The sequence below is a fragment of the Xanthomonas sp. NCPPB 3959 genome, assembly GCF_056675575.1.
Map to the genome: position 1 here is coordinate 97,935 of NZ_JBWWVR010000001.1, position 24,237 is coordinate 122,171.

The 24,237-nt window shown below is 63.4% G+C and carries 16 protein-coding genes and 1 pseudogene; 6 read left to right on the top strand and 11 right to left on the bottom strand.

Annotation, left to right across the window (positions count from 1 at the left end):
• Positions 1 to 617: 617 nt before the first annotated feature.
• Positions 618 to 3,716, top strand: a complete 3,099-nt coding sequence (locus AC1KVG_RS00360; RefSeq protein WP_481093156.1) for a TonB-dependent receptor — start codon at positions 618 to 620, stop codon at positions 3,714 to 3,716.
• Between the two features lie 300 nt (positions 3,717 to 4,016).
• Here the strand turns inward: AC1KVG_RS00360 and AC1KVG_RS00365 are convergent, their stop codons facing one another.
• Complete coding sequence (locus AC1KVG_RS00365; protein WP_349791268.1) at positions 4,017 to 4,364, bottom strand: hypothetical protein; 348 nt, start codon at positions 4,362 to 4,364, stop codon at positions 4,017 to 4,019.
• 552 nt (positions 4,365 to 4,916) lie between these two features.
• On the opposite strand from AC1KVG_RS00365, the gene AC1KVG_RS00370 reads away from it, so the two are divergent.
• From AC1KVG_RS00370 to AC1KVG_RS00390, 5 genes are all read left to right on the top strand, one after another.
• Positions 4,917 to 5,762 (top strand): hypothetical protein, encoded by an 846-nt coding sequence (locus AC1KVG_RS00370; protein WP_481093157.1) that lies wholly within the window; start codon positions 4,917 to 4,919, stop codon positions 5,760 to 5,762.
• Positions 5,755 to 6,483 (top strand): hypothetical protein, encoded by a 729-nt coding sequence (locus AC1KVG_RS00375; RefSeq protein WP_349791272.1) that lies wholly within the window; start codon positions 5,755 to 5,757, stop codon positions 6,481 to 6,483. The genes AC1KVG_RS00370 and AC1KVG_RS00375 overlap by 8 nt, the downstream gene beginning before the upstream one ends.
• 537 nt (positions 6,484 to 7,020) lie before the next feature.
• Entirely contained in the window at positions 7,021 to 7,293 is a 273-nt protein-coding gene (locus AC1KVG_RS00380) for an XAC0095 family protein (protein WP_180316312.1), read from the top strand.
• Positions 7,290 to 7,706, top strand: a complete 417-nt coding sequence (locus tag AC1KVG_RS00385) for a SymE family type I addiction module toxin (RefSeq protein ID WP_481093158.1) — start codon at positions 7,290 to 7,292, stop codon at positions 7,704 to 7,706. Before AC1KVG_RS00380 ends, AC1KVG_RS00385 begins: the two co-directional genes overlap by 4 nt.
• 355 nt (positions 7,707 to 8,061) lie before the next feature.
• Positions 8,062 to 9,171, top strand: a complete 1,110-nt coding sequence (locus tag AC1KVG_RS00390; protein WP_481093159.1) for a serine hydrolase domain-containing protein — start codon at positions 8,062 to 8,064, stop codon at positions 9,169 to 9,171.
• A gap of 276 nt (positions 9,172 to 9,447) precedes the next feature.
• Here the strand turns inward: AC1KVG_RS00390 and AC1KVG_RS00395 are convergent, their stop codons facing one another.
• The 10 genes and pseudogenes from AC1KVG_RS00395 to AC1KVG_RS00440 form a co-directional block, all read right to left on the bottom strand.
• Positions 9,448 to 11,106 carry a chemotaxis protein CheA gene (locus tag AC1KVG_RS00395; RefSeq protein ID WP_055826896.1) on the bottom strand — a complete coding sequence of 553 codons (1,659 nt, stop codon included), beginning with the start codon at positions 11,104 to 11,106 and terminating at the stop codon, positions 9,448 to 9,450.
• A 2-nt stretch (positions 11,107 to 11,108) separates the two neighbouring features.
• Complete coding sequence (locus AC1KVG_RS00400) at positions 11,109 to 11,735, bottom strand: protein phosphatase CheZ (protein WP_006450905.1); 627 nt, start codon at positions 11,733 to 11,735, stop codon at positions 11,109 to 11,111.
• Positions 11,735 to 12,127 carry a chemotaxis response regulator CheY gene (gene cheY, locus AC1KVG_RS00405; RefSeq protein WP_002813536.1) on the bottom strand — a complete coding sequence of 131 codons (393 nt, stop codon included), beginning with the start codon at positions 12,125 to 12,127 and terminating at the stop codon, positions 11,735 to 11,737. The genes AC1KVG_RS00400 and cheY overlap by 1 nt, the downstream gene beginning before the upstream one ends.
• Positions 12,128 to 12,162: 35 nt before the next feature.
• Complete coding sequence (locus tag AC1KVG_RS00410) at positions 12,163 to 12,936, bottom strand: RNA polymerase sigma factor FliA (protein ID WP_023903918.1); 774 nt, start codon at positions 12,934 to 12,936, stop codon at positions 12,163 to 12,165.
• Positions 12,933 to 13,817: a MinD/ParA family protein gene (locus AC1KVG_RS00415; RefSeq protein WP_006451802.1), complete on the bottom strand. Its 885-nt coding sequence runs from the start codon at positions 13,815 to 13,817 to the stop codon at positions 12,933 to 12,935. Before AC1KVG_RS00415 ends, AC1KVG_RS00410 begins: the two co-directional genes overlap by 4 nt.
• A complete protein-coding gene (flhF, locus tag AC1KVG_RS00420) occupies positions 13,804 to 15,483 on the bottom strand; it encodes a flagellar biosynthesis GTPase FlhF (protein ID WP_481093160.1) in 1,680 nt (559 codons plus the stop codon). Before flhF ends, AC1KVG_RS00415 begins: the two co-directional genes overlap by 14 nt.
• Before the next feature lie 675 nt (positions 15,484 to 16,158).
• Entirely contained in the window at positions 16,159 to 18,252 is a 2,094-nt protein-coding gene (gene flhA, locus AC1KVG_RS00425) for a flagellar biosynthesis protein FlhA (RefSeq protein ID WP_023903920.1), read from the bottom strand.
• Entirely contained in the window at positions 18,249 to 19,379 is a 1,131-nt protein-coding gene (gene flhB, locus AC1KVG_RS00430; RefSeq protein WP_115038909.1) for a flagellar biosynthesis protein FlhB, read from the bottom strand. Before flhB ends, flhA begins: the two co-directional genes overlap by 4 nt.
• 273 nt (positions 19,380 to 19,652) lie before the next feature.
• Positions 19,653 to 21,188: pseudogene (locus tag AC1KVG_RS00435) on the bottom strand (putative bifunctional diguanylate cyclase/phosphodiesterase); the annotation flags it as partial.
• Between the two features lie 101 nt (positions 21,189 to 21,289).
• Positions 21,290 to 24,211, bottom strand: coding sequence for a ligand-binding sensor domain-containing diguanylate cyclase (locus AC1KVG_RS00440; RefSeq protein ID WP_481093161.1), 2,922 nt, complete (start codon positions 24,209 to 24,211; stop codon positions 21,290 to 21,292).
• Between the last annotated feature and the right edge of the window lie 26 nt (positions 24,212 to 24,237).

Consider the following 24,237-nt stretch of genomic DNA (forward strand, 5'->3'; position numbering starts at 1 on the left):
CCACTCTGGCGTCGATGCATGGTTGACAGGTCATCGGCGCATGCGCTTCCGACCAATGCGTGTCATCAATGCTGCAGCAGGCCCCGCCGCCCTTGCGCGTGTACCCAGGCAACAAGCGCGCGCATGTTCGGTGTGGCGGTCGCGTTGGCGATGGCCGCCAAGCGGCGTGTGGTGGGCGATGCCCTCACGTCGATCCAGTCTATTGCTGAGCTCGGTTTCAAATAGGGTGTGTGCTGGCGCTTCGGCAAACCGCTTGCGTCCGGTTGCGGGCAAGGGTGTGTTGCTTGCAGCAATCACGCTGCTGCAGCCGGCGACGCAGCAGGCCCTACCGTGCCGTGTGCAAGCGTGGCCGGCCGGCCGCCCATCGTGGACGGCTTGCAACGCCGCTGGTCTGTTGCGCGGCAGAATGCGCTGCCGCATGGGCTGTGCTACTTAGCTTTCCACGCCATTAGAACGATCTAATGGCATCTGCATGGGGAAGCGGGCGCAAGAGGAGGGGGCGGGTTGCCGCAGCGGCGCCGGATAGTTTTTGTGTCACTTCGCGCAGCGTTCCTAGCCGATCGTTGGATCGACAGACATCCGCCGCAGCCAATCACCTTTGGGAGAGCACGATCGAAATGAACTGCATGCCATTCGCACGCCATCGCAGCACGCTGTCCGCCGGTATCGCCATTGCCTTGTTCGCGAGCGCCGTCTCTACCGCCGCCGCCCAGCAGGCCGACGGCACGCCGGCGCCCACGGGCCAGGCCGAGGTGCAGGCCACGGACCTGGACGCGGTGACGGTGACCGGCTACCGCTACGCGATCGAAAAAAGCCTGGAGCAGAAGCGCAACGCCAACGCCGTGGTCGATGTGATCACCGCCGAGGACGTGGGCAAGTTCCCCGACAAGAACGTGGCCGATGCGCTGCAGCGCGTGCCCGGCGTGGTCATCAGCCGCGACGGCGGCGAGGGCAAGAACGTCAGTGTGCGCGGCCTGTCCTCGGAGCTGGTGCTGACCGAATTGAACGGCAACTACATCGCCACCGCCGAGTCCAACGGCGACCCGACGCGCTCGTTCAACTACACGCTGCTGCCGTCGAACCTGCTGGGCAGCGCGGAGTTGTACAAGACCCCGGAAGCGCGCATCGACGAAGGCGGCATCGGCGGCACGGTGATCCTGCAGACGCGGCGCCCGCTGGAACTGGAGCCAAACTCCGGCTTCGTCTCCGCCGAGGGCACCTGGTCCGATACCAGCAGGAAGACCGACGGCCAGTTCTCCGGCTCGTACGCGTGGCACGACAAGGACAACCGCTTCGGTGTCTTCGTTGGCTACACGCAGCAGAAGCGCACCGCACGGACGCTCGATGCCAGTACCGAGAGCTGGCAATGGTACGGGCGCGACGAAGTCGGCCCGGCGGTCGACGTGAACGGAAATCCCTCGGACTTCAATGCCAACTGGTGGGGCGGTACCGGTTTCTGGACCCAGGACGGCAATTACTCCACCGGTTTCATGATGCCGACCGCGGTCAGCCTGGGCGCCAAACGCGAGGAACGCGAGCGCAAGGGTGGGCAACTGACCTTGCAGTTCAAGCCGACCGACGACCTGACGCTGACCGCGAACTACTTCCGCTTCGACCTGTCGCAGGACTCGCAAACCAATACCATCAAGATTCCCGAGTGGAACATTGCCCGTTACAACGGCGACGGCAACTGGCGTGGCGGGCGTCTGCTCGACCGGCTGCAGTTCGATCCCAGCGGCACCATCGTCACTGGCGCCGCCTACAGCCTGCGCCCGGGCAAGACCTACTATTGCAGCGAGGCGCAGGCCGCTGCGGCCGGCCTGCCGCCGGGCGGCTGGGGCTCGGACGACTGCACGGTGCCGACGCCGCAGATTACCGGCAGCTACAACATCGAGAAATCGCAGTCGCAGACGGTGGACCTGGGCGGCGAATGGCGTGGCGAGCAGGTGGACGTGGCGTTCAAGGCCGGCCGCACCTGGGCCAAGGGCGGGCCGGAGCTGCAGTTTTCCCTGCCGATCAAGCCGCGCCTGCAGAACGCCGACGGCAGCTGGACCAACGCCAACTTCGCCAGCGCCTGGGACCTGACCGGCACGCCGAGCATGACGTTCTCGCCGGAGCTGATGCAGAACCTGCGCGACGGCATCCTGCAGGTCGACCTGGGCTCGACCGGCTCGTCCTGGACCCGCAACACCAACCAGCAGCAGTACGCGCAGATCGATACCACCTGGCATTTCGACGGCGAGGTCTTCGACTCGCTGCAGTTCGGCATCAAGCGTCGCGACGGCGGCATCCACCGCAGTACCGGCAACAACTACTGGGTGTGCCCAGGCACCGCCCCGGGTGACTACGACAACCGCTACTGGAACGGGCGCTGCAATGCCATCGCCACCCAGTTCTCGCCGGGCCTGCTGTTCGCGCAGGACAACCTGGCCGGTGGCGTCAATGCCAGCGCGTTCCCGGCGATCAACTTCCCGGGCTACATCGGCTACTTGAACCAGACCTACGGCGCGATGCAGACCCGCAGCGAAGACAACTTCGTCTACAACGTCGACGAGGAGATCTATTCCACCTACCTGCAACTCAACTTCCACACCGAGCGGCTGCGTGGCAACGTCGGCCTGCGGCTGGCGCGCACCGGCCAGCGTGCCGATTCCACCGACAAGGTGACCGCCTACAACGACTACTTCTTCGATGGCGCCGACGGCAATCCGCTGGCCTGCCAGCAGGGCGCCGCCATGCCCAGCGGCGCGCCGGCCGACACCTATTGCGGCACCGAAGGCTACTGGCGTTTGTCCGACAGCGTGCAACGCACCGAGTCGTTCGTAGTCAGCGGGCTGGACCGCAACTACACCGACGTGCTGCCGAGTTTCAACCTGGCCTACGACCTGACCGAGAACCTGCTGCTGCGCGCGGCAGCAGCAAAGGTGATCGCACGTCCCAGCTACAACGACATCGCCGCGCCTGGCAGCCTGGAGTTTTACAGTCCCGAGTACGTGGCCGACCGGCGCCTGACCGGCGGTGCCAGCGAGCAGGGCTGGTACGGCTCGGGCAGCAACAAGAACCTGGAGCCGTACAAGGCCAACCAGTTCGACCTGGGGCTGGAATGGTATTTCCAGCCGGGTTCGGTGGCAGGTGTGGGACTGTTCCGCAAGAACGTGGAGAACTTCGCGGTCGACGTGATCAGCGACGTCAACATGATGGTCGACGGGCAACCGGTCACCGTGCAGAACTACAGCACCCAGGCCGGCGGCCAGGACGCGGTGTCGCAGGGTGTGGAGCTGTACGCGCAGCACACGCTGCCGTCCGGCCTTGGTGTGCAGTTCAACTACACCTACAACGATGCCAGCAAGGCGGCGGTGCGGCTGGAAGACGGCACCGAGGCCGGCAAGACCTCCATGCCGGGCAGCGCCAGAAACCAGACCAACCTCACCGTGTTCTACGAGACCGACAGCCTGCTGCTGCGCGCCTCGTACAACCGTCGCGGCGAGCTGGTGCAAGGCCTGGTCAACGGGTTGAACGTCTTTGAGGAGCCGTACTACCAGATCGATCTGAACGCCGCGTACAACATCACCCCGGCGCTCAGCCTCACCGCCTCGGTGCTGAACCTGACCAAGCAGGAGTCCCGCTCGCACCTGGGCGAGGACACCCGCGCCCGCTTCTATACCGGCGGATACGCAGGCCGGCTGGCGTACCTAGGGCTGACCTACAAGTTCTAGGTCCCAGTGTGTCGCGCCCATACCTGCCGCGTGGCGGTGTGGGCGCGATGGTTCGGCGACGGCCGGGCTGTAGTGGAAGTGACCTGGAACTGTTATTTCAACCCTGCGCGCGCAATCAACAGCGGGGGTCAGTGTCCACATCGCGTACAGCTCCCACATAATGGCTGAAGTAGCCAAACGTGGCCGCACGTAAATACTTCGGCGAAAGCGCTTGCAGTATCTCGCCGAATGCCAGCTTGCCAATTGCACGCGGCGGAAGCCCTCGCGCGTGCTCAAGGCGCAGGATCATCGCCGCCGCGATCATAGCCAGCCCGAGGCCGACACAATCGGCGTCTGCCACGGCAGCGCACCACCCATTGCCTTGATGCCTTGTCGCAGCGCCGTACCAAACGTCAACATACCTACCAGCCAAGCCAGCGCCATGCCCGCACGCTGCGGCGCCCACTGCACACCATTAGCTTCATGCTGATCGGGTAGATGCCGGCAAGGCACAGCCCTACTGAAAAGTGCTCGTGCTGGATGCGCCTTCTTTTTGACGCTATGTGCGTGGGCGATGTCGGGCATGACACCGCTGGCACAAAATGTCGGATTCCCCACAGACAAGACTGCTACATCTCGGTATTGTCCAAACTGGAAATCTTCATGCATGGAAAGCAAACGGGGTAATAAAGTGCTTCCTTCTGCGTACTTATTAGCATGGCCGTTTGGTCCGGGTGTGAAAATCGGCAACCTTTTTGGCATCCGGAATTGCGTGCTGTTGCTGCCGTCGCATCAAAGCGGCTCAATCTTGCGAGGCCTGATTAAAGGCATCAACACGGTAATTGCACCTATGACATCGACGATGCTAGAGGTTCGCTGCCTTGCTGGGCTCGCTTCGTTTGTCGGAATGTGCCTGCAACACAAGCTATCAATTTTGCTCAACATTAATAAGCGTAGTCGTCGGCGACTGGAATCGCTTCGAGAAGGACGTGGGCGAAGCCTTATGCCAACGCTGCACAATATAGGGGGATGGCGCCGACGGCAGCATAGACCAGGGAAGACAGCCGCACCTTTGTACAATGCAAGTAATAAAAACAGTAGCACGTGGAGCTAAGCGTGTTGCAAGGCATGACAGGTTCGGACCCTCCAGAAGGACCTTCAACTCTCGAGCTGTCAAAGAAGAATAAATAATTTATAAGTGCTACGCAAAAAGGAAAAATAGTGGAAATTGAAAATAAAGTTGCGTCGATGAATTTTGATGCCGTCATTTCATCGCCGGATGAGTCGGTAGACATGAAGTCAGGCTTAGATACGTTGCAGGGCATTTCGGATGCTACGAGAAAAATTGGCGAGACACTTCTAACGAAAAAAGTTCCTCAAAGGTTGCATCATGGTAGTGCGGTGCGTACCAAGCTTAAGCAAAGTTTCAAAGGCTCTTATGGACAGATTTTTAGTTTGGAGTTCCATGATTCAGATTTGAAAAAAGAACTAAGAAAGCTTGGCCGAGAGAATTTTGTCGAGCTGATGAATTATTTTATTGGTGAGTCGCTTTATGAAATAAATAGCGACTTGTCAGAGAAGTCACAACATCACCTGGAAAAATTGGGTAATGTGACTGAAGATCTAATAAAGAACTTAAGAACCTCTTGCATGGAAAATATCCATGAAGTCCCTGTCAAATTTGGCTTTGACGTCAAGCTAAATTACAGAAAAACTAGATCTGAAAAAATTGAGATCGGAAGTTTCACAAAAGAAACTGCATTGGTGTTACAGGCAGAGCCAACAGATGAAGAAGTTGAGATAAGGGCTGCAATAACTAGGCTTAACATAAACACCGGGAACGGCCGACTAAAGCCGGAGGAATCCGCTGAAACCTATGCGTTCGGATTTTCAAGTGCTTATGCGGAAATAAGAATGGAGGCCAAAAAGATATTCTCAGAGAATCTGAACTATAACAATGGAATTCCCGAGGAGAAATGGAGGGTTATTAGGTTGAGACTAAATCCTGTTAGATTGAAGGATAGGAGAATAATTAAATATATAGTAATTGGATACTTCAATGATTGACAGGCGAATCCTTATTGCGGCTTTAGCCGTTGCTGCAGTGCTGGGTGCATATACAATCAACTTTCATTTGAGTGACATTTCCCCTAAAGCAGAGGTTTGGGGTCAATTTGGAGATTATATTGGTGGAACCTTAAATCCCATACTTAGTTTTATATCGTTACTTCTGATTGTTAGGTCTTTAGGGTTACAAAACGAATCTAATAAGGCGTTTCGGGATGAGCTTTATCAATCAAGAAAAAGTGAGGATTTGAAATCTTTTGAGAACAAGTTTTTCAAGATGATTGAAGTGCAATCGGCGAAATTTCAAAGATTCAAAATAAACTCATGCGATGATGTTGCTGAAAAATCAGTATTTAGTGCTGAAGCGGTAGTGGCGATTGAAGACGAGATAAGTCGCTTAAGGAGCAATTCTTCAAGTGATGAAGAAATTGCCACTTTTTTGAAAACGTGCGATGAACAAGATCAAATATTTGGATCGGTTAGGACTTTTTACACATGCGCTAAGTTCATTGTCGATCACCTCAGTGATTCAAATGGATTCAGCCAAAAAATTAGGCTTGATTACATGAGAACCCTAATTAACTTTACTGATTTCTCGTTAATACGCTTGAACATGATGTCGATACAATTTCTAGACTATGAGGCTAGTAGATACCTCAGGGCATGCGGGGAATTTAATGATATTATGGTGGAGGTTGGGCTTTCATATACGTCATACTAAAATGCGATAGAGGGCTGTTTCCAAACAAAGTGGAAAAAGCCTTCGTTCAAGCTGGGAATAATGGGGTCAGGTTCTTAGGTACCCCACATTTTTTTACGCCACCAGCGTCATCTGCTCGCGTACTGCGTCGGGCAGTGTGCGCAAGCGTTCTAGCCAGCGTGGAAATTACCGTGATAGGGTCAGGTGCACTTATCAGGCGACGGCGTTCGGCTTGCGTGGCTCTTATGGAACTGCGCCAGCGGCGCACACAGCCGCGCGAGACCCGCCAGCGTGTGTTGACACGCCAGACGGTGTACTTGCAAGCTAGGTCCAAGGAGCGTCGAAACTCCTCACGTAGCGGTACCCACCTCCGTCAAACCGGTGGGTTTTTTGTGCCTGCATCCTGCAGGTACAAGCCGACGCAATGCCTGCGTCGGGAGGGCGGCTAATACAACACCCGCAAGGGGAATATGCCCGCCGGCTACGTGCGGTTTCGAACCTCCCGACATCCCGTCGCCGTTGGCGGCGGTTCTTGGGTTGTTCCAGGAGGGCGTTGCCATGTCTACCGCACCATCCATGCCGGCTTCGGTGCCGGGTTATCTGTTGCCAGCTTCCGCCCACAGCTTGCTGAGCGAGGTAGGCGAAGTGCTGCGCCGGCTGGCCGCACGCGCGGCCGTTGAGCAGGCCAGCGACGATCTTGCGCAGCAGTTGCTCAACCAGCCCGGCGTGTTGTCGCAGGCCTTGCATAGCCTTTCTGCACGCATCGACGTGGCGTTGCAGCAGTGCGTCGCTGCACCCAGCGCTACCCGCCGCCAATCGGAGGCGCCATGACACGCCACCGCCCACCCACCACATCTGCCAGCACGCGGCCCACCCGCACGCCTGCGCGCCCCACGCCGCCCAAGCGGGTGCAGTGGGTCGTTGTGGAACCCGACCGCACCAAGCTGCCACCGATGCTGCCACCCGACCCGGACGCCTTCCCGCAAGGCCCCGGCACGCTGCGCGCACCCCGCCGAGCCCGCCGCCCGCGCCAATGCACCGTCAGCTACACCCACTACCCCGGCGCCCACGACCACGCCGGCGACCAGCACGTGCCCCACGTCCGCCTCAGCGGCTTGTGGCTGGAGCAATTGGGCTTTGCCATCGGCACCAAGCTACGCATCACCGCCAGCGCAGGGCAGCTGTTGATGGAGGTGTTGCCTCCGGTGGAGGTGCCGGCCAAGGCGCGCAGCGTACGGCGATGATGCTGCGGCTGCCAGCCCCCTTGCGATTGACCTGAAATAACGGTTCCAGGGTCACTTCAAAAGAACGGGGTCAGATTCACTTAAGGAAGTCAAACTGACCCTGAGGTTTGGACCCGTTATTCGACAAATAGCTGCCATTGTTGAATGGCCGGGATTGGTGGAATGCGGAAAGGCTGGTTTCGAAGCAGCTAAAGCGATTCCCGACGCTTAGCCGTATCACCAAACCGGCGAGAGATTTCTGTCTTGCGAGGTGGAGACACCATACAACGTCGCGTATGCGGACAGGAAGCATCCGTCCAAATAGGGTGATAACCTCTGCATGGCTCAAACGCTGATGTTGGAGTGAGGAGTAAAAATGGTCGCCTCCATTAAACGCCGCACTGTTTTGGCTGCGGCATTATCCATGGCCCTGCCGATGCGTAGCTTTGCCAAACCCGGAATTGAAGCTGATAGCGTGTCCTCGGCCCTTCGCCGTCGCGTAGCCGAGGAAAAGCAGGGCACCGGGGCCGTACTGGGGGTGGTACGCGCAGGCGAATTGAAGACCTTCCACTACGGAACGGTTGGCCTAGGTAAACTCCAACAGCCGAATGATCGGTCAGTATTTCAGATCGCCTCGCTAACCAAGATATTCACGGCACTATTACTTGCTGATTGTGTTCAGCGGGGTGAAGTGAATCTCGTCGATCCACTATCAATGTACATTGCAGTTCCTCCCGCCACCTTCGACGGGAATGAGATCACGCTTCTCGATTTAGCCACTCATACGAGTGGGCTACCACTTCGGCCATCCAGTCGCACCGGCCTCAGTCAAGATAACCCCTACGCCGGCTACACCGAGAGGGATCTTTGTGCTGATTTAGGTCGTGTCCATCTCACGCGCTTACCGGGGTCGAGTTTTGAATACTCGAATTTTGACTATGCGTTATTGGGTTACGCGTTGTCACAGCGCCTTGGCAAAACGTATGTTGACCTCTTGCGAGCTCGCATTCTTGAACCGCTTCGTATGGACGAGACTACGCTTACTCTATCAACGGAGATGCAGCACCGGGAAATTTGGGGTTACGATGCGGACTTCCACTCGGCTCAACCCTGGGAATTTGGTGCGCTTGCGCCGGCAGGCGGCCTTTTTTCGACGGTGAAGGACCTGTCGAAATTCATGACACTTTGGACAAACAAAGAAAGCGGTCCCCTCTCGCGGGCGGCTTCAATGATGCTGACCGTAGATAGGCCCGGCGATAATACCGATACCAGAATGGGTATCGGCTGGCGGAAGGTCCACCCGGATGGCCAGAGCATAGCTTGGAGCAATGGAAATGGCGGCGGCGTTCGTAGCTTCATGGGCTTCAACGCCGACACGCGCGTCGCCGCAATCGCGTTTATCAACAAAACATCGGGTTTTGGAGTTGACGATATCGCGCTTGGGATGCTTGCGCCAGCTGGCTCGCATGTTCCCCCGTTTTTCTAAACCCGGGCTGGTTTAAGATGCTTAAATATTAGCTGTAAATAACGGTTCCAGGTTCACTTCCACGGCAGCCTGACCGTCGCCAAACCATCTCCCCATGCCTGCGCGCGTAGCGGCATAGATCGGCAGCGATGCAGGTAGTGAAACAACAACGGCCGCAGTACGCGGCCGTTGTCGTTAGATCAGGCAGTCAGGATCGTCTTGACGATTCCCGATTCCCGATTCCCGATTCCCGATTCCCATCCCCAATCCCCAATCCCCAATCCCCAATCCCAAAACTCAATGATCGCTGGAGCGCAGCCCATCCACATCCAGGATCAGCGCCATGCGGCCGTCGCCGATCAGGGTGGCGCCGGCGTAGCCGGGCAGGCCGCGCAGGGCGCGCGGTAGCGGTTTGATCACCACTTCCTCGCGGCCGCGGACCTGGTCCACCACTAGGCCGAAGCGGGTTTCGCCGGCCTGCAGCAGCACCACGGTCAACAGCGGCGGTTGTTCGGCCGGGACGCCCAGCCAGCGACGCAGGTCGATCAGCGGCAAGGTGTGCGAGCGGCGGTCCAGCACGGCGCGGCCGTCGAACCAGCCCAGCGAGGTCTGTGGTGCATGCAGCACTTCGACCACGCGGGCCAGCGGTAGTGCATAGACGGCTTCGCCGGCCTGCACCAGCAGGGTCGGCAGGATCGCTAACGTCAGCGGCACGCGGATCATGAAGCGGCTGCCGCGGCCCAGTTCGGACTGGATCTGGATCTGCCCGCTGAGTTCGCGGATGCGCGATTGCACCACGTCCATGCCCACACCACGGCCGGAGATGTCGGTGACCTCGGCCTTGGTCGAGAAGCCCGGCATGAAGATCAGATGCAGGCATTCGTCGGTGCTCAGCCGGGCGGCGGCTTCGGCGTCGATCAGGCCTTTATTGCGAGCGATTTCGCGCAGGCGCTCGGGGTCGATGCCGGCGCCGTCGTCCTGGATTTCGATGCTGACGTAGTCGCCTTCCTGCTGCGCGGACAGACGCACGTGACCACTGCGCGGCTTGCCGGTGGCTTCGCGCAGGGCAGGGGATTCGATGCCGTGGTCGATCGCGTTACGCACCAGATGCACCAGCGGATCGGCCAGGGCTTCGACCAGGTTACGGTCCAGTTCCGTCTCGGCGCCGATCAGTTCCAGTTCCACTTCCTTGGACAAGGTGCGCGCGACATCGCGGGCCACCTTGGGGAAGCGCGAGAACACCTTGCTGACCGGCTGCATGCGGGTGCGCATGACCGCGGTCTGCAGGCGGGCAGTGGCGATATCCAGCACGCTGACGGCGCGATCGAGTTCTTCGTCGCGCAGGCGGGTGCGCAGGGTCTTGAGACGATTACGCGACAGCACCAGTTCGCCGATCAGGTTGACGATGGCGTCCAGGCGCTTGGTGTCCACGCGCACGGTCTGTTCGGCTTCGGCACCTTTTGCGGCGGCTTTGGGTGCGGCTTTGGCGCCGGGTGCCGGTGCATGGCCGTCGTCATGGGCAGGTGTGGCCACCGCAGCCAATGCGGCTTTGGGCGCGGCCTTGACCGCCGGCGGGCCGCTCTTGGCATCGAACTGCGCAATCAGCGAGGCCGGTGCATGCGGCACGGTTTCGCCCGAGCCCATCGCATCCAGCATCGCCTGCAGATAATCCAGCGACTGCTGCGCGGCATCGAAGTGATGCGCCTGCAACACCGCCTGGCCGGAGCGTGCCATGCCGAGGGTTTCTTCAGCGGCGTGGCACAGCTCCACCATGGGCTTGATCGCCAGAAAGCCGGCGCCGCCCTTGAGCGTGTGGAAGCCGCGGAACACCGCGTTGAGCTGGTCGGCTTCGTCCGGTGCCTGTTCCAGCGCGACCAGCTGTTCGCCGAGGCGATCCAGGATTTCCTGGGCCTCGACGATGAAATCGGCAGCAATATCGTCTGGAACAGCACTCATGGTTACAACCCCAATCCGGACAGCAGGTCATCGGCGTCGTCCTGCGACACCGCGTGACGGTCCAGGCCCTTGACTGCAGGACCGGCAAGACCGCCGTCGTCTTTCTTCGGCTCGGTGCTCTTCGGCGGCAGGCCGAGTGCGCCGAAGCCTTCGTGCACGCGCCGCACGATGCCGGCCACGCGACGGATGATCTGCCCGCTCAGGTCCTGGTAGCTCTGCGCCAGCGACAGTTCGGTCAGGTTGTGGCGCATCTTGTCCATCAGCGCGCCCTGGTCCTGATTCAGACCACCGTCGCGCAGCTGGTTGGCCAGCTCACGGCATTCTTCGACCAGATCCAGCGTGCGATGGCTGGCCTTTTCGGTCATTTCCACCACGTGGTCCAGGCGCGAACACGCATCGTCCAGCTCGCCGGCTTCTTCGGGCACGGTGGGCAATTCGCCCAGCGCCTGACCGAGTTCGCGTGCGAGCCGGCTCAGGCCCTGCATCATCGGACGGGTGCGCAAGGCGGCGAGGTGGTCGACCTCGCGCTTCCATGCGGCTTCGTCACCGCTTTCCAGTGCATCGAGCGCGCCTTGCAGGCGGTCGATCAAGGCAGCGCGTTCGGCATTGGTTTCCACGGTGGCGTTCATCAGGCGGTCGCCGCCAGACGTTCGAACACCTTGCCCAGCTTTTCTTCCAGCGTCTGCGCGGTGAACGGCTTGATGATGTAGCCGTTCACGCCGCACTGGGCGGCTTCGATGATCTGCTCGCGCTTGGCTTCGGCGGTCACCATCATCACCGGCAGGTGCTTGAGCTTGGCGTCGGCGCGGATGTTGCGCAGCAGGTCGATACCGGTCATGCCGGGCATGTTCCAGTCGGTGACCACGAAATCGAACGGGCCGGCCCGCAACGCAGCCAATGCGCTGTTGCCGTCTTCGGCCTCTGCGGTATTGGTGAAACCAAGATCGCCCAACAGATTCTTGACGATACGTCGCATCGTCGAGAAGTCGTCCACGATCAAAATCCGCATGTTCTTGTTCACATCAAGCTCCTAACACTAAAAAATACGCGAAAAAATCATTCGTCAATTTCGACACCGGCATCGGCCAGTTCGAAGACCTTGAGGCGGCCGCGCAGACGCACCACGGCCTGGCCGTGGATCTGGCAGACGCGCGATTCGCTGACACCGAGCACGGCGCCGATTTCCTTCAGGTTCAATTCCTGTTCGTAGTACAGCGACAGCACCAGCTGCTCGCGCTCGGGCAACTGGCCGATGGCCTTGCCCAGCTCGCGGCCGAACTCGCCACGCTCCATCATCTGCTGCGGGTTGGGGCCACCCTTGGCGGTGGTGTCCAGCTCGCCGTGATCTTCGATCCGCGACTCCAGGCTCAGCACCTGGCCGCGCGCGGCGTCTTCCATCAGACGCAGGTAATCGGGCAGCGGCATTTCCATCGCGGCGGCCACTTCGGTGGCGGCGGCGGCGCGGCCGGTGTTCTGTTCGATCTTGCGTACTGCAGCAGCAGCGTCGCGGGCACGGCGGTGCACCGAACGCGGTACCCAGTCGCCTCTGCGAATCTCGTCGATCATCGAGCCGCGGATACGGATCGAGGCATAGGTTTCGAACGAGGCGCCCTGCTCGGAGTCATAACTGCGCGAGGCTTCGATCAGGCCGATCATGCCGGCCTGGATCAGGTCGTCCACTTCCACGCTCGCCGGCAGGCGCGCGGCCAGATGGTGGGCGATGCGGCGCACCAGATCGGCGTGCTGGGTGACGATGTCGTTGGCGTTGTTGCGTTGCACTGCACGGTACTGCGCGGTGGCCGTCGTTGCGGTTGCGGTAGCGGTGCTCATGCGGCGACCCCCCGTTGGATGATGCGTTCGACAAAGAACTCGACGTTGCCGCGTGGCACGGTGGGGGCCTGCCAGCGCGAGGTACGCCGCGCGATTTCTGCGATGGCCAGCGCCGAGGGGCTGGCGGGGTAGGCCTTGATGACCGGTTGCTGGCGCTGTACCGACAAACGCAACCAGTCGTCCTGTGGCACGTGGCCGAGGTAGTTCAGCGACACGTCGCCGAGGAATTTTTCGCAGACCCGCGACAGCTTGTCGTACAGCAGGCGGCCTTCGTTGGGGTCGCGCACCATGTTGGCGATGATCTGCAGACGGTCCACGCCGCGTTCGCGCGAGAGCACCTTGATCAGCGCGTAGGCGTCGGTGATCGAGGCCGGTTCGTCGCAGACCACCACCACGGTGTCCTGGGCGGCCTGGCAGAAGGTCAGCACGCTGTCGGTGATGCCGGCGGCGGTGTCGATGACCATCACGTCTAGGTCGCGTTCCAGCTCGGAGAACACGTTGACCAGGCCGATGTGCTGGGCCGGAGCCAGTTCGGCCATGTGGCGGCGACCGGAGGCGGCCGGGACCACCAACACGCCACCGGGGCCTTCGATGATCACTTCATCCAGCGTGCAGCGGCCAGCGATCAGGTCGGCCAGGGTGTACTTGGGCGACAGGCCCAAGACCACGTCCAGGTTGGCCAGGCCAAGGTCGGCGTCGAGCAGCAGGGTGCGCTTGCCCATCTCGGCGAGGGCCACGGCCAGGTTGGCGGAGATGTTGGTTTTACCCACGCCACCCTTGCCACCGGTCACGGCAATGGTGCGCACCGGGCCCAAGGGCTCGGGACGGGTCGCCGTCAGGGGGAAGGCGTTGGTCAGCTTGGCGTATTCACGCGACTGCATGGTTGTGCTCCGGAGTACAGGGCTTATCGGCAGCGCGCCGCAAATCTTCAAGGCGAAGAACGAGACTGGCGGCATTGGCGCGGTGCAGGTCGTCGGGGACCCGCTGTCCGTCAGTCACCCAGGTGATGGGCATTTGATGGTCAACCACCACCGACAAGGCGCTGCCGAAGCGGCCGGTCTCGTCGAGTTTGGTCAGCACCACGCCTTGGGGTTTGGCGTGGGCGAAGCGGCGTACGACCTCGTCGAGGTCGGAAAAATGGGCGTTGGCCGGCAGCACCAGCAGCGAGGTGACCTGGTGCGCGGCGCGCAGCCAGTTCAGCTGTGCGGCCAGGGCGCGGTCGCGCTGACCCATGCCGGCGGTGTCGATCAGCACCAGCTTGTAGTCGCGCAGGCGCTCGAGCAGTTCCAGCAGGCTCTCGGCGCTGTCGGCCTCGTGCACCGCGATGCCGAGCTGACGGCCGTAGCTGTGCAGCTGCTCGCGGCCGCCGACGCGCTGGGTGTCGGTGGTGACCAGGGCCACGTCGCGCGGGGCGTGCTGGGCGGCGAAGCGCTGGGCGAGCTTGGCGATAGTGGTGGTCTTGCCGGCACCGGTCGGGCCGACCAGGGCGATCACGCCGCCGCGTTCCAGCGGGTCGATCGGAGCCACCGGCAGACGCTTGGACAGCAGGCCCAGCATCAGCCCGCGGCCGCGGTGCAATTCGGTATCGGCCGGGATCTGCAGGGCCACATCGCGGATCAGACCGGCATCGAAGCCGTAGTCGTCCATCAGTTCCAGGGCCTGCGCACGCACCGGGGAGCCACGCAGGCGCTCGTCGGTGAGGCGGTTCATTTCGCGCTCGATCATCTGACGCATCAGCGCCAGCTCACCGCGCAGCTGCTTGAGTTCTTCGTCGTTCTGCGGCACCGGGGCGGCGGCGACCGGTACTGCGGCCAGGGCGACCGGGGCGGCCACCAGCGGCGGCAATGCGGCCGGCGGCAGGATCTGCGGCAGCGCGTCGTCCATGTCGAAGCCGTCGTCGTCCTGCTCGTCGTCGTCCTGCCCGTAAGAGGCGTGGGTGGCGAGCGCGGCGGCCATGATCGGCGTGCGTGCCTGCACCGGGGCAGCGTGCACCGGAGCCTGTACCGGTGCGGTGGTCAGGAAGTCGGCGAACAGCTGTTCCGGCACTGCCGACAGCGCATGTTCCTGGCGCGGTGCGGCGGCAACTGCAACGGCGTGGGCCAATGCTTGAGCGGCGGCAGACGGGGCGGCGGCAGTCCGCACCGGTGCGGCGACCGGCGCCGAGCGCGGCACGTTGACCGGCTGGCGCAGCGCCATCGCGGCGATCATGTCGTCTGCAGCGCTGGCAACACGCTGACGCTGGCTGCTGCCGGTGTCACCGGCCGGCTTCAGCGGGGCGTGGAACGGCGCGGCTGTCCGGGCCGGGGCCTGCTGGGCCGGCGCCTGTTCGATCTGTGCCGCCGCAGCCGCCGCAGCCGACGGAGTCTCGGAGCGCGCGGTTTCCAGAGCGCGCTGCACGAGTTCTTCGTCGTAGTTGCTGGCAGCGACGATCTCGATGCCTTCGGCGGTACGGCGGTTGGACAGGATCACTGCGTCCGGGCCGTGTTCTTCACGCACCATGCGGAATGCGGTGCGCATGTCCGGGGCAACGAAGCGTTTGATTTTCATGCGAAGTGCCTCCAGGAACGGGACCCGCCGGACGCCGGACGGGTGCGCGATGAATGTGGGTGTGTTGCCAGCGTCATGAGTTGCCTGTCCCGTTCGGTTGTTCCAAGTGCTGCTGCTCGCCCCGCAGTGATCAAGCTGACTGCGGTCTCGCCAGAGCTAATGCACGCGGCGTGCCAAAACGCGGTGCCGGGGTTCCGGCGCGGGAATCTGGAAGGTTGGGACAGACTGGAGCTGTGCGATCGGCCCGGCTGCAAGATTTCAAGTCACTGGTTTAATTGACTTTTCTCTAGGGGCGCGCTGCGTTGGCATCCACTGTGCGGGTGGATGCGCTGGCGGGTGGGAGGTCGAGCGTGGAGCGCCCGCAAAGCCTCGAAACCGCCAGCGTCGTGCAATCGATTGGAGGTTTGGACGAGTGGCGGCTTTCCGACGCTGGGTGCGGTGGTCGGTCGCCTGTCTGCAGCGAGAGGGCCGGGCGCGGGTGGGTTCGTAGGAGCGCACCCGGGCGCGATGGGCCCTCCCGGTAACGCCCTCGCGACCAAGGTCGCTCCTACAGTGATGTCAGCAAGCTTTTCTGGTCCGCAGCACGTCGCGTGTCGTAGGAGCGCCCTTGGGCGCGACGGGCTGTCCCGGTAGAGCCCGTCGCGCCCAGGTGCGCTCCTACGAGGTGCGTCAGGCTCAGCTGATCGTGCCGACCAGCTTCAGGCGCTTGTCTTCCGGCACTTCGCTGTACGCCAGTACCGACAGGGTCGGCACGCTATGGCGGACCAGGCGGGCCAGCGCTGCGCGGACCTGGCCAGGTACCAGCACCACCGCCGGTTCGTTGCGGGCTTCCTGCTTGCCGACGCAATCGGCCAGGCTCTGGTGCAGGCGCTCGGCCAGGCCGGGTTCCAGTGCCACGCCATTGCCGTGGGTGGATTCCTGCAGCACGCGCTCCAGCTGCGGGGCCAGCGTGTAGACCGGCAGCTCGGCCGACATGCCGGCGATTTCCTGCACGATGAAGCGACCCAGCGAGGTGCGCACCGCGGCGGTGAGGGTGGTGGGGTCCTGGCTGTGCGGGGCGTGCTCGACCAGCGCTTCGACGATCTTGCGCAGCTGGCGCACCGGGATGCGCTCGATCAGCAGGTTCTGCAGCACCCGCACCACCACCGACAGCGGCAACGCCTTGGGGGTGAGGTCTTCGACCATCTTCGGCGCGGTCTTGGCCAGGGTCGCCAGCAGTTGCTGCACTTCCTCGTGGCCGAGCAGTTCCGGGGCGTGTTCGCGGATCAGGTGCGACAGATGGGTGGCGATGACGGTGGCCGGGTCGACCACGGTGTAGCCCATCGATTCGGCATAGGCGCGCTGATGCGGCTGGATCCAGGTGGCGTCCAGGCCGAATGCCGGGTCCTTGCCGGGGATGCCGTCGAGCTGGCCGAGTGCGCCGCCCGGGTCCAGCGCCAGTTCGCGATCGGGATAGATTTCCGCAGTGGCCACCGGCACGCCGTGCACCAGCAGGCGGTAGGCGTTGGCCGACAGCTCCAGGTTGTCGCGGATATGCACCGGCGGCACCAGAAAGCCGATGTCCTGGGTGAGCTTGCGGCGCACGCCCTTGATGCGCGCCATCAATTCGCCGCCCTGGTTCTTGTCCACCAGCGGGATCAGCCGGTAGCCCACTTCCAGGCCCAGCGGGTCGATCGGGCGCAGCTCGTCCCAGCTCAGCTCCGAACTGGCCTGGGCGGCGGTGGCCGCCGCTGCGGCCTTGGGGTCGGTGGCGGGGTCGCCGGTGGGCGGGATGACCAGGCTGCGCTTGTACATTTTCCAGGCGATCACGCCCAGGATCAGGCCGAGCGTCAAAAACGCGACGTTCGGCATGCCCGGCACCAGGCCGACCAGGCCCAGGATGGCCGCAGCCACCGCCAATGCGCGGTGCTGGCCGAACACCTGGCTGATCATGGCGCCGCGCATGTCCTGCGCACGCGAGGCACGGGTCACCAGCAAGGCCACCGAGGACGACACCAGCAAGGCCGGCAGCTGCGCCACCAAACCGTCGCCGATCGACAGCAGGGTGTAGGTGGAGGCGGCATCCACGAAGCTCATGCCGTGCTGGAACATGCCCACCGCCATGCCGCCGATGAGGTTGATGAACAAAATCATGATGGCGGCGATGGCATCGCCGCGGATGAACTTGTTGGCGCCGTCCATCGCGCCGTAGAAGTCGGCTTCCTCGCGCACTTCTTCGCGGCGGGCCTTGGCTTCCTCACGCGTCAGCAAACCGGCGTTGAGGTCGGCGTCGATCGCCATCTGCTTGCCGGGCATGGCGTCGAGGATGAAGCGCGCGGTCACTTCCGACACGCGCCCGGCACCCTTGGTGATGACCACGAAGTTGATGATGGTCAGGATCGCGAACACCACGATGCCCACGGCGTAATTGCCGCCGATGACGAACTGGCCGAACGCCTCGATGACCTTGCCGGCCGCAGCGTGGCCGTCCTGGCCGTTGATCAGGATCACACGGCTGGAGGCGACGTTCAGCGCCAGGCGCAGCATCGTGGTCATCAACAGCACGATCGGGAAAATGGTGAATTCCAGCGGGCGCTGCACGTAGATCACCGCCAGCAGCACCATCAGCGAGATGGCGATGTTGAAGGTGAACAAGGCATCCAGCACCGGTGCGGCCAGCGGCACCATCAGCATGGCCAGCATGGCCATCAGCGCCAGCGGGGCGCCCAGGCCGTTGCGCAGCAACTCCATGATGCGACGTGCATTCAGCGGTGCGGGTTGGGCGCTCATGCGCTGGCTCCCTTGCCGAACTCATCCACTTCGAGGGAAGGCAATTCCGGCATCGGGCCGCCGTTCCAACCACGCAACTGGTAGACGTAGGACAGCACCTGGGCCACGACCGAATAGAGTCTCACGGGAATTTCCTTGCCAATTTGAGCTTCTCTATACAAGGCGCGTGCCAAAGGCGGGGCGGTGACGATCGACACCCGGTGCTGTTCGCAGACTTCGCGGATGCGGAAGGCCATTTCGTCCACGCCCTTGGCCACCACGATCGGGGCGCGCATCTTGCCGCCCTCGTACTTGAGCGCCACCGCGTAGTGGGTCGGGTTCATCAGCACCACGTCGGCCTTGGGTACCGCTTCCATCATCTGGCGCTGCGACATCTGCATCTGCATCTGGCGGATGCGCCCCTTGACCTCCGGGCTGCCCTCGCTCTCCTTCATCTCGCGCTTGATCTCTTCGCGGGTCATCTTGAGCTTCCGCATCCAGTTCCACTTCTGGTACGGCGCGTCGATGGCAGCCAGCAGCACCAAGGCCCCGGCGGTGTAGAACAGCAGGCTCTTGGTGAAGTCCAACCCGTTGCCCACGGCCTGTTCCAGCGGCTGGTTCACCAGCGAGCGCAGGCCGTGCAGGCCCTTGGAGATGCACAGGCTGGCGGCCAGCCCGACGAACAGCAGCCGCAGCACCGACTTGACCAGCTCGGCCAGGCTATTGCTGCCCCACATGCGCTTGATCCCGTTGGCCGGGTTGAGCTTGTTGAGGTCGGGCATGATCGCCTTGCCGGAAAAATGCAGACCGCTCATCAGCAGCGGGCCGGCCAGGCCGGCGGCCAGGCAGATGCCGATCAGCGGCACCATCACCCACAGCAGTTGCAGCAGCAGGTCGCCGAAGTGGCCGAACAGCGCCATCGGGTTTTCACGCATTTTCGGGTCCGGACTGAGCGCGGTCTTCATCCAGACGCTGGCGCCATCGCCGATGCCGCGCGCCAGGGCCATCAGCGCGAACACGCCGGCGCCGAACACGGCGGCAGTGGACAACTCGCGCGACTGCGGGATGTTGCCCTGCTCGCGGGCTTCGCGCAGGCGTTTTTCGGTGGGAAGCTCTGTACGTTCGCCGCCGTCTTCGGACTCGGACATGGAGGTGCCGGTGACTTGTCAGCCCTGCCTCATGCAAGCGGCGTTCCAGTTGGTGGGGCGGGGGATTGGGGGGGCGGGAATCGGGATTGGGGATTCGGGACGCAGCGGCCGCGCGTGGAGCCGCTGGCGGGGTGTTGTAGTTGGGTGGTTAGCGGGAGGGCCGCAGGTCGGGAATCGGGCGCGATGGCTGACCAACTGCAGGCTGGTGCTCGGCTCGGATGGCGGGTCGTCGAGCGTGGATGCAGGTCTACGGTCGTTTTTTGATGCTTTTGCTCAGCTGGCCTGGCGTTGCGCACCATCGCGCTGGGCGACCACCGTGGCGATAAAGCGCTCTGCGTCCATTGGCCGGCCCAGCAGATAGCCCTGCAACTGGTCACAGCCCAGCCGTTCCAGGGTGTTGCGCTGGGCGGTGGTCTCCACGCCCTCGGCCACTACCTGCAGGCGCATGGTGTGGGCCAGCGCGACGACGGCTGCGACGATGGCGATGTCTTCGGGGCAGGTGTCCATCGCCTGCACGAAGCTGCGGTCGATCTTGAGTTCGTGCGCGGGCAGCTTGCGCAGGTAGAGCAGGTTGGAATAGCCGGTGCCGAAATCGTCGATGGCGATACGCACGCCCAGCGCGTTGAGCTGGCCGAGCGTGCGCAGGCAGGCGTCGGCATCGCGCATGGCCATGGTTTCGGTGATTTCCAGGGTGAGCTGGCCAGGCGGAATCAGATGCTCGGCCAGGGTGGTGGCTACTTCGTCCAGCAGGCTGGGCGAGGCCAGCTGCGTGGCCGAGAGGTTCACCGCCACCCGCCAGTCGCCATGCCCGGCCTCGCGCCAGGCGCGCATCTGCCGGCAGGCCTGCTGCAGCACCCAGCTGCCGAGCGGTCCGATCATGCCGCTGCGTTCGGCCAGCGGGATGAAGCTGTCCGGTGGCACCAGGCCGCGCTCGGGATGTTGCCAGCGGATCAGCGCCTCGGCTCCGATCGGGCGGCCATCCTCGGCGCAGTATTTGGGTTGGTAATGCAGCACGAACTGGCCCAGCTCCAGCGCGCGCGGCAGGTCCTGCAGCAGCTGCAGGCGCTCGCGGGTGGTACCGGTCATCGAACGCTCGAAGAAGCTGTAGCGGTTGCGCCCGGCCTGTTTGGCGTGGCGCATCGCCGCATCGGCATGCGTCATCAGCTGATGCTCGCTGCCGGTGTCTTCCGGTCCGGCGTCTTCGGGATATAGCGCAATGCCGACGCTGCTGCTCAGGCGCAGCTCCTGGTCGCCGACCAGGAACGGCACCGCCAGCGCCTGCAGCAGATGCGCGGCGATCGCGGCGGCGTCCTCCGGGTCGGCGATGTCGGACACCAGTGCGAACTCGTCGGCGCCCAGCCGCGCCAGGCTGCCGTTGGCGCGGCGGTGCGCGCTCATGCGCCCGGCCACCGCCACCAGCAGCTGGTCGCCGAACTGATGCCCGTAGCCGTCGTTGACCGCCTTGAAGCCATCCAGATTGATCAGCATCACCGCGAAGCGCTGCCCGTCGTGCTGGGCGCGATCGATGCTCTGCAGCACGTGTTCGTGCAGCAGTACGCGGTTGGGCAGGCGGGTGAGCGGATCGTGCAGCGCGGCCAGCACCAGCTCGGCATTGGCCTGCGCCAGCGATTGCGCCAGCACATCGGTGCGCTGCTGGAAGCGCCGCGACAGCACCGAGATCACCAGCGCCAACACCAGCAAGGCCAGCGTCACTACCACCACTACTGCGGTCAGCCATGACAATGGCAACTGCGCACCGGTTGTGGCGACGCAGAGACTCGCTGGTGCGAGATGCGCGGCAGCCGTGCCGTCGGCTCGGATGCAGCGCGCACGCATGCACGGCGGTTGCGGCACATCGCGCACATCGGCCCGGCAGCCGTTCGCGGCACTGGGGTGATGGGAGTGACTGCTCATGCCACCGACGACTCAGGCTCCTCCGGTTCGATGCGATTGCGTCCGTACCGCTTGGCCCGGTACAGCGCCTCGTCGGCACGCGCCAGCAGCGTGGCCGCCGTGTCGCCGATCCGGAACCAGGCCACACCGACCGAGCAGGTCACCGGTAGCGGGCGGGCGGTGCCCACTTCGTACGGGGCCACGCTGAGCTTTTCGTGGATGGCGCGCAGCCGGTGCTGGCTGTGTTGCGACATGCCCGGCAGCAACAGCAGCAATTCTTCGCCGCCGTAACGGCCCACGCGGTCCGAATCGCGCAGGCAGGCGGTCAGCCGCGCGCCGACCTTGGCCAGCACCGCATCGCCGACCAGATGCCCATGTTCGTCGTTGACCAGCTTGAAGTGGTCCAGGTCGATCAGTACCACCGCCAGCGGATGCGCACCGTGGGCACAGGCCTGCAGTTCTTCGGCCATCGCCTCGAGCACGCCGGAGCGATTGAGCAGGCCGGTCAGCGCGTCGTGGCTGGCCTTCAGTGCCAGCGCCGCGCGGGCGCTTTCCAGCTCGCGTTTTTCGCGCTCCAGCTGATAGGTGCGCTCGGCGACCAGCTCGGCGAGCATGCGCTCGCGCGCCACCAGATGACGGTGCCGCCAGCGCCACAGACCGGCCAGCAGGGCGCTGCCGATCAGCAGATACAGCGCGATTGCCGGCGGGCTGCGCCACCACAGCGGCGCCACCGCGAACGGCAGGTCGGCGATCGGCGAGGTGGTGCGTCGGTAGCGGTCCAGCAGCTGCACCTGCAGGCGGAAATGCCCGGACGGCAGCGGCGGTTGGTCGATCGACAGGGTGTCGCTCTGGATCCATTCGTTGTGCAGACCGAGCAGGCGATAGCGCACCGTGAGCCGGCTGGGGTCGTCGTAGACCTCCATGCTGGACAGCTCGATATGCAACGGCCTGTCGCTCCAGGCGAGCAACTGGCCGCGCTGCACCGGCACGCCGCCGCGGCTGACGCTGTCGATACGCACGCTGGGCTGGCGCTGATCGAACAGGCGCGCCGGGTCGCGCAGATGGCTCACCCCGCGCGCGGTGCCGATCCACACCGAGCCATCGGGATCTTCGGCAAACGCCGCTTCGGACACGTCGTCCCACAACAGCCCCTGCGACTGCGACAGATGCGCCCAATGCTCGCCGTCGTAGACCTCCACGCCGCGTGCGTGACCCACCCAGACCCGGCCGACGCTGTCGCCGCGTAACTGGTACACGCTGACGTCGGCGAGCGCTTCATCGCTGACCGCCTGCAGATCCACTTCTTCGTCCAGCAACAGGCCGTGCCATAGCCCGGCGCGATAGAACGCCAGCCACACTTCGCCGCTGTCGCTGATATGGAATTTGCTGATCCACGGGTCGGAGGCGCCGCCATTGACCTTGACCTTCACCTTCGACCAGTGCGCGCCCTGCAGCCGAAACAGGCCATTGGCGCTGGACACCCACAACGTGCCGTCGGCAGTCTGCTGGATATCGGTGTAGGCGATGGCCGGCATCTGGCTCACCATGTGCAGCGTGCCGCCGTCCAGCGGCCGTTCGAGCGCAAACAGGCCACCGGCAGTGAGCACCCACAGCCGGCCCTGGCGGTCGATGATCAGACGCCGCCCGGTACGCGGAAGTTTGGCGATCTCGGCGCTGCGGCCATCCGGCCAGTTGCGGCGCACGAAGCCGGCCGAGTTCAGCGTCCACAGGCTGCCGTCGGCACTGCGCGCCATGCCCACGATCTGGATCCCGGAGTGGGGTAATGCAGGAACGAAGCGCCCCTTCGGGTCGGCCTGGCGACCCACGCCATGTTCGTTGCCGACCAGCAGCGCGCCCTGCGCATCGCGGGCGATCGACCAGGTCGGCGCAACCGGCATGCCTTGCGAGGCGTCCCAGTTCTCGATCCACTCGTAGCCGGCCCAGCGCACCAGGCCTTCGCCGTCCACGGTCATCCAGATATCGCCGTCGCGGTCCACCACGATGGCATCGCTGCTGCCCGGCGGCAGCCCGTTCTCGGTGCCGAAACTGCGCCACTGGCCGTTTTCCCAGCGCACCAGTCCGTCGTTGCGGCGCACCAGCACCCGTCCCTCGCGGTCGAGCACCAGCGGCGCCTGCTGCCCGACGGTGCTGCCATCCAGCAACGGCAGCGGCCGCACGCTGAAGGTGGCCGCGCCCGGTGCCCGGTAGAGCAGGGTGCCGGTGCCACGTACCCACAATGCGCCGTCGTGGTCGCGCAGCACGCTGTACCAGCGATCTTCCGGCACACCTTGTTCGGGCCCGTACACCTGCACCTTGCGCTGCGCATCGATGGCGCATAGCCGCTTGGCACAGCCGGCCCACAAGGTGTCGCCGTCCACCGACAGGCTCAACACCTTGGACAACTCGGGCACGCGCACGCGGGTGGCGGTATCCAGCAGCGGCTCGCTATGCCAGCGGCCGTTGCCGCGTGCACTCAGCCGCTCCAGCGTGCCGCCGTTGGCCAGCACCGTGCCCCACGGCGGGCTGGCCAGCAGCATGCCTTCCTGCAGATGCTCGGCCTCGTACGGTGCAAGTCTGCGGAAGCCGTGTTCGTTGCCGACGAACAGCGCCTGGAAGCCGGCCACCCACAACGTACCGTCGGCGGTTTCGGTCATCGAGCTGATCGATTCGTTGCGCAGGCCATCCAGCACCACCTGCTGAAAGCTGCGCCCATTGAAGCGATACAGGCCGCTTTCGGTGCACACCCACAGCAACGTGGCGCGGGTCTGCAGCAGGCAGGTGCCGGCCAGCCCGAGCAGGCCCTGGTCATGGGCGTAGCGGCGAATGCTTGCGGTCTGCGCGCCGGCCAGATCGGCCAACGACAGCAACGCCAACAGCAGCACCGCGGCAAACGGCGCGCGCCGGCTCGACGACCTCCACTGGCGGTACTCACACCCCACGAGCGTTGCACTCTCCCACGCGTCGG

What these genes read in the sequence shown, in the direction of transcription:
- AC1KVG_RS00385 (WP_481093158.1), top strand. Translation starts at nt 7,290, where the DNA reads ATGACACGCCACCGCCCACCCACCACATCTGCCAGCACGCGGCCCACC.
- AC1KVG_RS00390 (WP_481093159.1), top strand. Translation starts at nt 8,062, where the DNA reads ATGGTCGCCTCCATTAAACGCCGCACTGTTTTGGCTGCGGCATTATCC.
- AC1KVG_RS00360 (WP_481093156.1), top strand. Translation starts at nt 618, where the DNA reads ATGAACTGCATGCCATTCGCACGCCATCGCAGCACGCTGTCCGCCGGT.
- flhA (WP_023903920.1), bottom strand. Translation starts at nt 18,252, where the DNA reads ATGAGCGCCCAACCCGCACCGCTGAATGCACGTCGCATCATGGAGTTG.
- AC1KVG_RS00375 (WP_349791272.1), top strand. Translation starts at nt 5,755, where the DNA reads ATGATTGACAGGCGAATCCTTATTGCGGCTTTAGCCGTTGCTGCAGTG.
- flhF (WP_481093160.1), bottom strand. Translation starts at nt 15,483, where the DNA reads ATGAAAATCAAACGCTTCGTTGCCCCGGACATGCGCACCGCATTCCGC.
- AC1KVG_RS00415 (WP_006451802.1), bottom strand. Translation starts at nt 13,817, where the DNA reads ATGCAGTCGCGTGAATACGCCAAGCTGACCAACGCCTTCCCCCTGACG.
- AC1KVG_RS00395 (WP_055826896.1), bottom strand. Translation starts at nt 11,106, where the DNA reads ATGAGTGCTGTTCCAGACGATATTGCTGCCGATTTCATCGTCGAGGCC.
- AC1KVG_RS00365 (WP_349791268.1), bottom strand. Translation starts at nt 4,364, where the DNA reads ATGCATGAAGATTTCCAGTTTGGACAATACCGAGATGTAGCAGTCTTG.
- flhB (WP_115038909.1), bottom strand. Translation starts at nt 19,379, where the DNA reads ATGTCCGAGTCCGAAGACGGCGGCGAACGTACAGAGCTTCCCACCGAA.
- AC1KVG_RS00410 (WP_023903918.1), bottom strand. Translation starts at nt 12,936, where the DNA reads ATGAGCACCGCTACCGCAACCGCAACGACGGCCACCGCGCAGTACCGT.
- AC1KVG_RS00400 (WP_006450905.1), bottom strand. Translation starts at nt 11,735, where the DNA reads ATGAACGCCACCGTGGAAACCAATGCCGAACGCGCTGCCTTGATCGAC.
- AC1KVG_RS00380 (WP_180316312.1), top strand. Translation starts at nt 7,021, where the DNA reads ATGTCTACCGCACCATCCATGCCGGCTTCGGTGCCGGGTTATCTGTTG.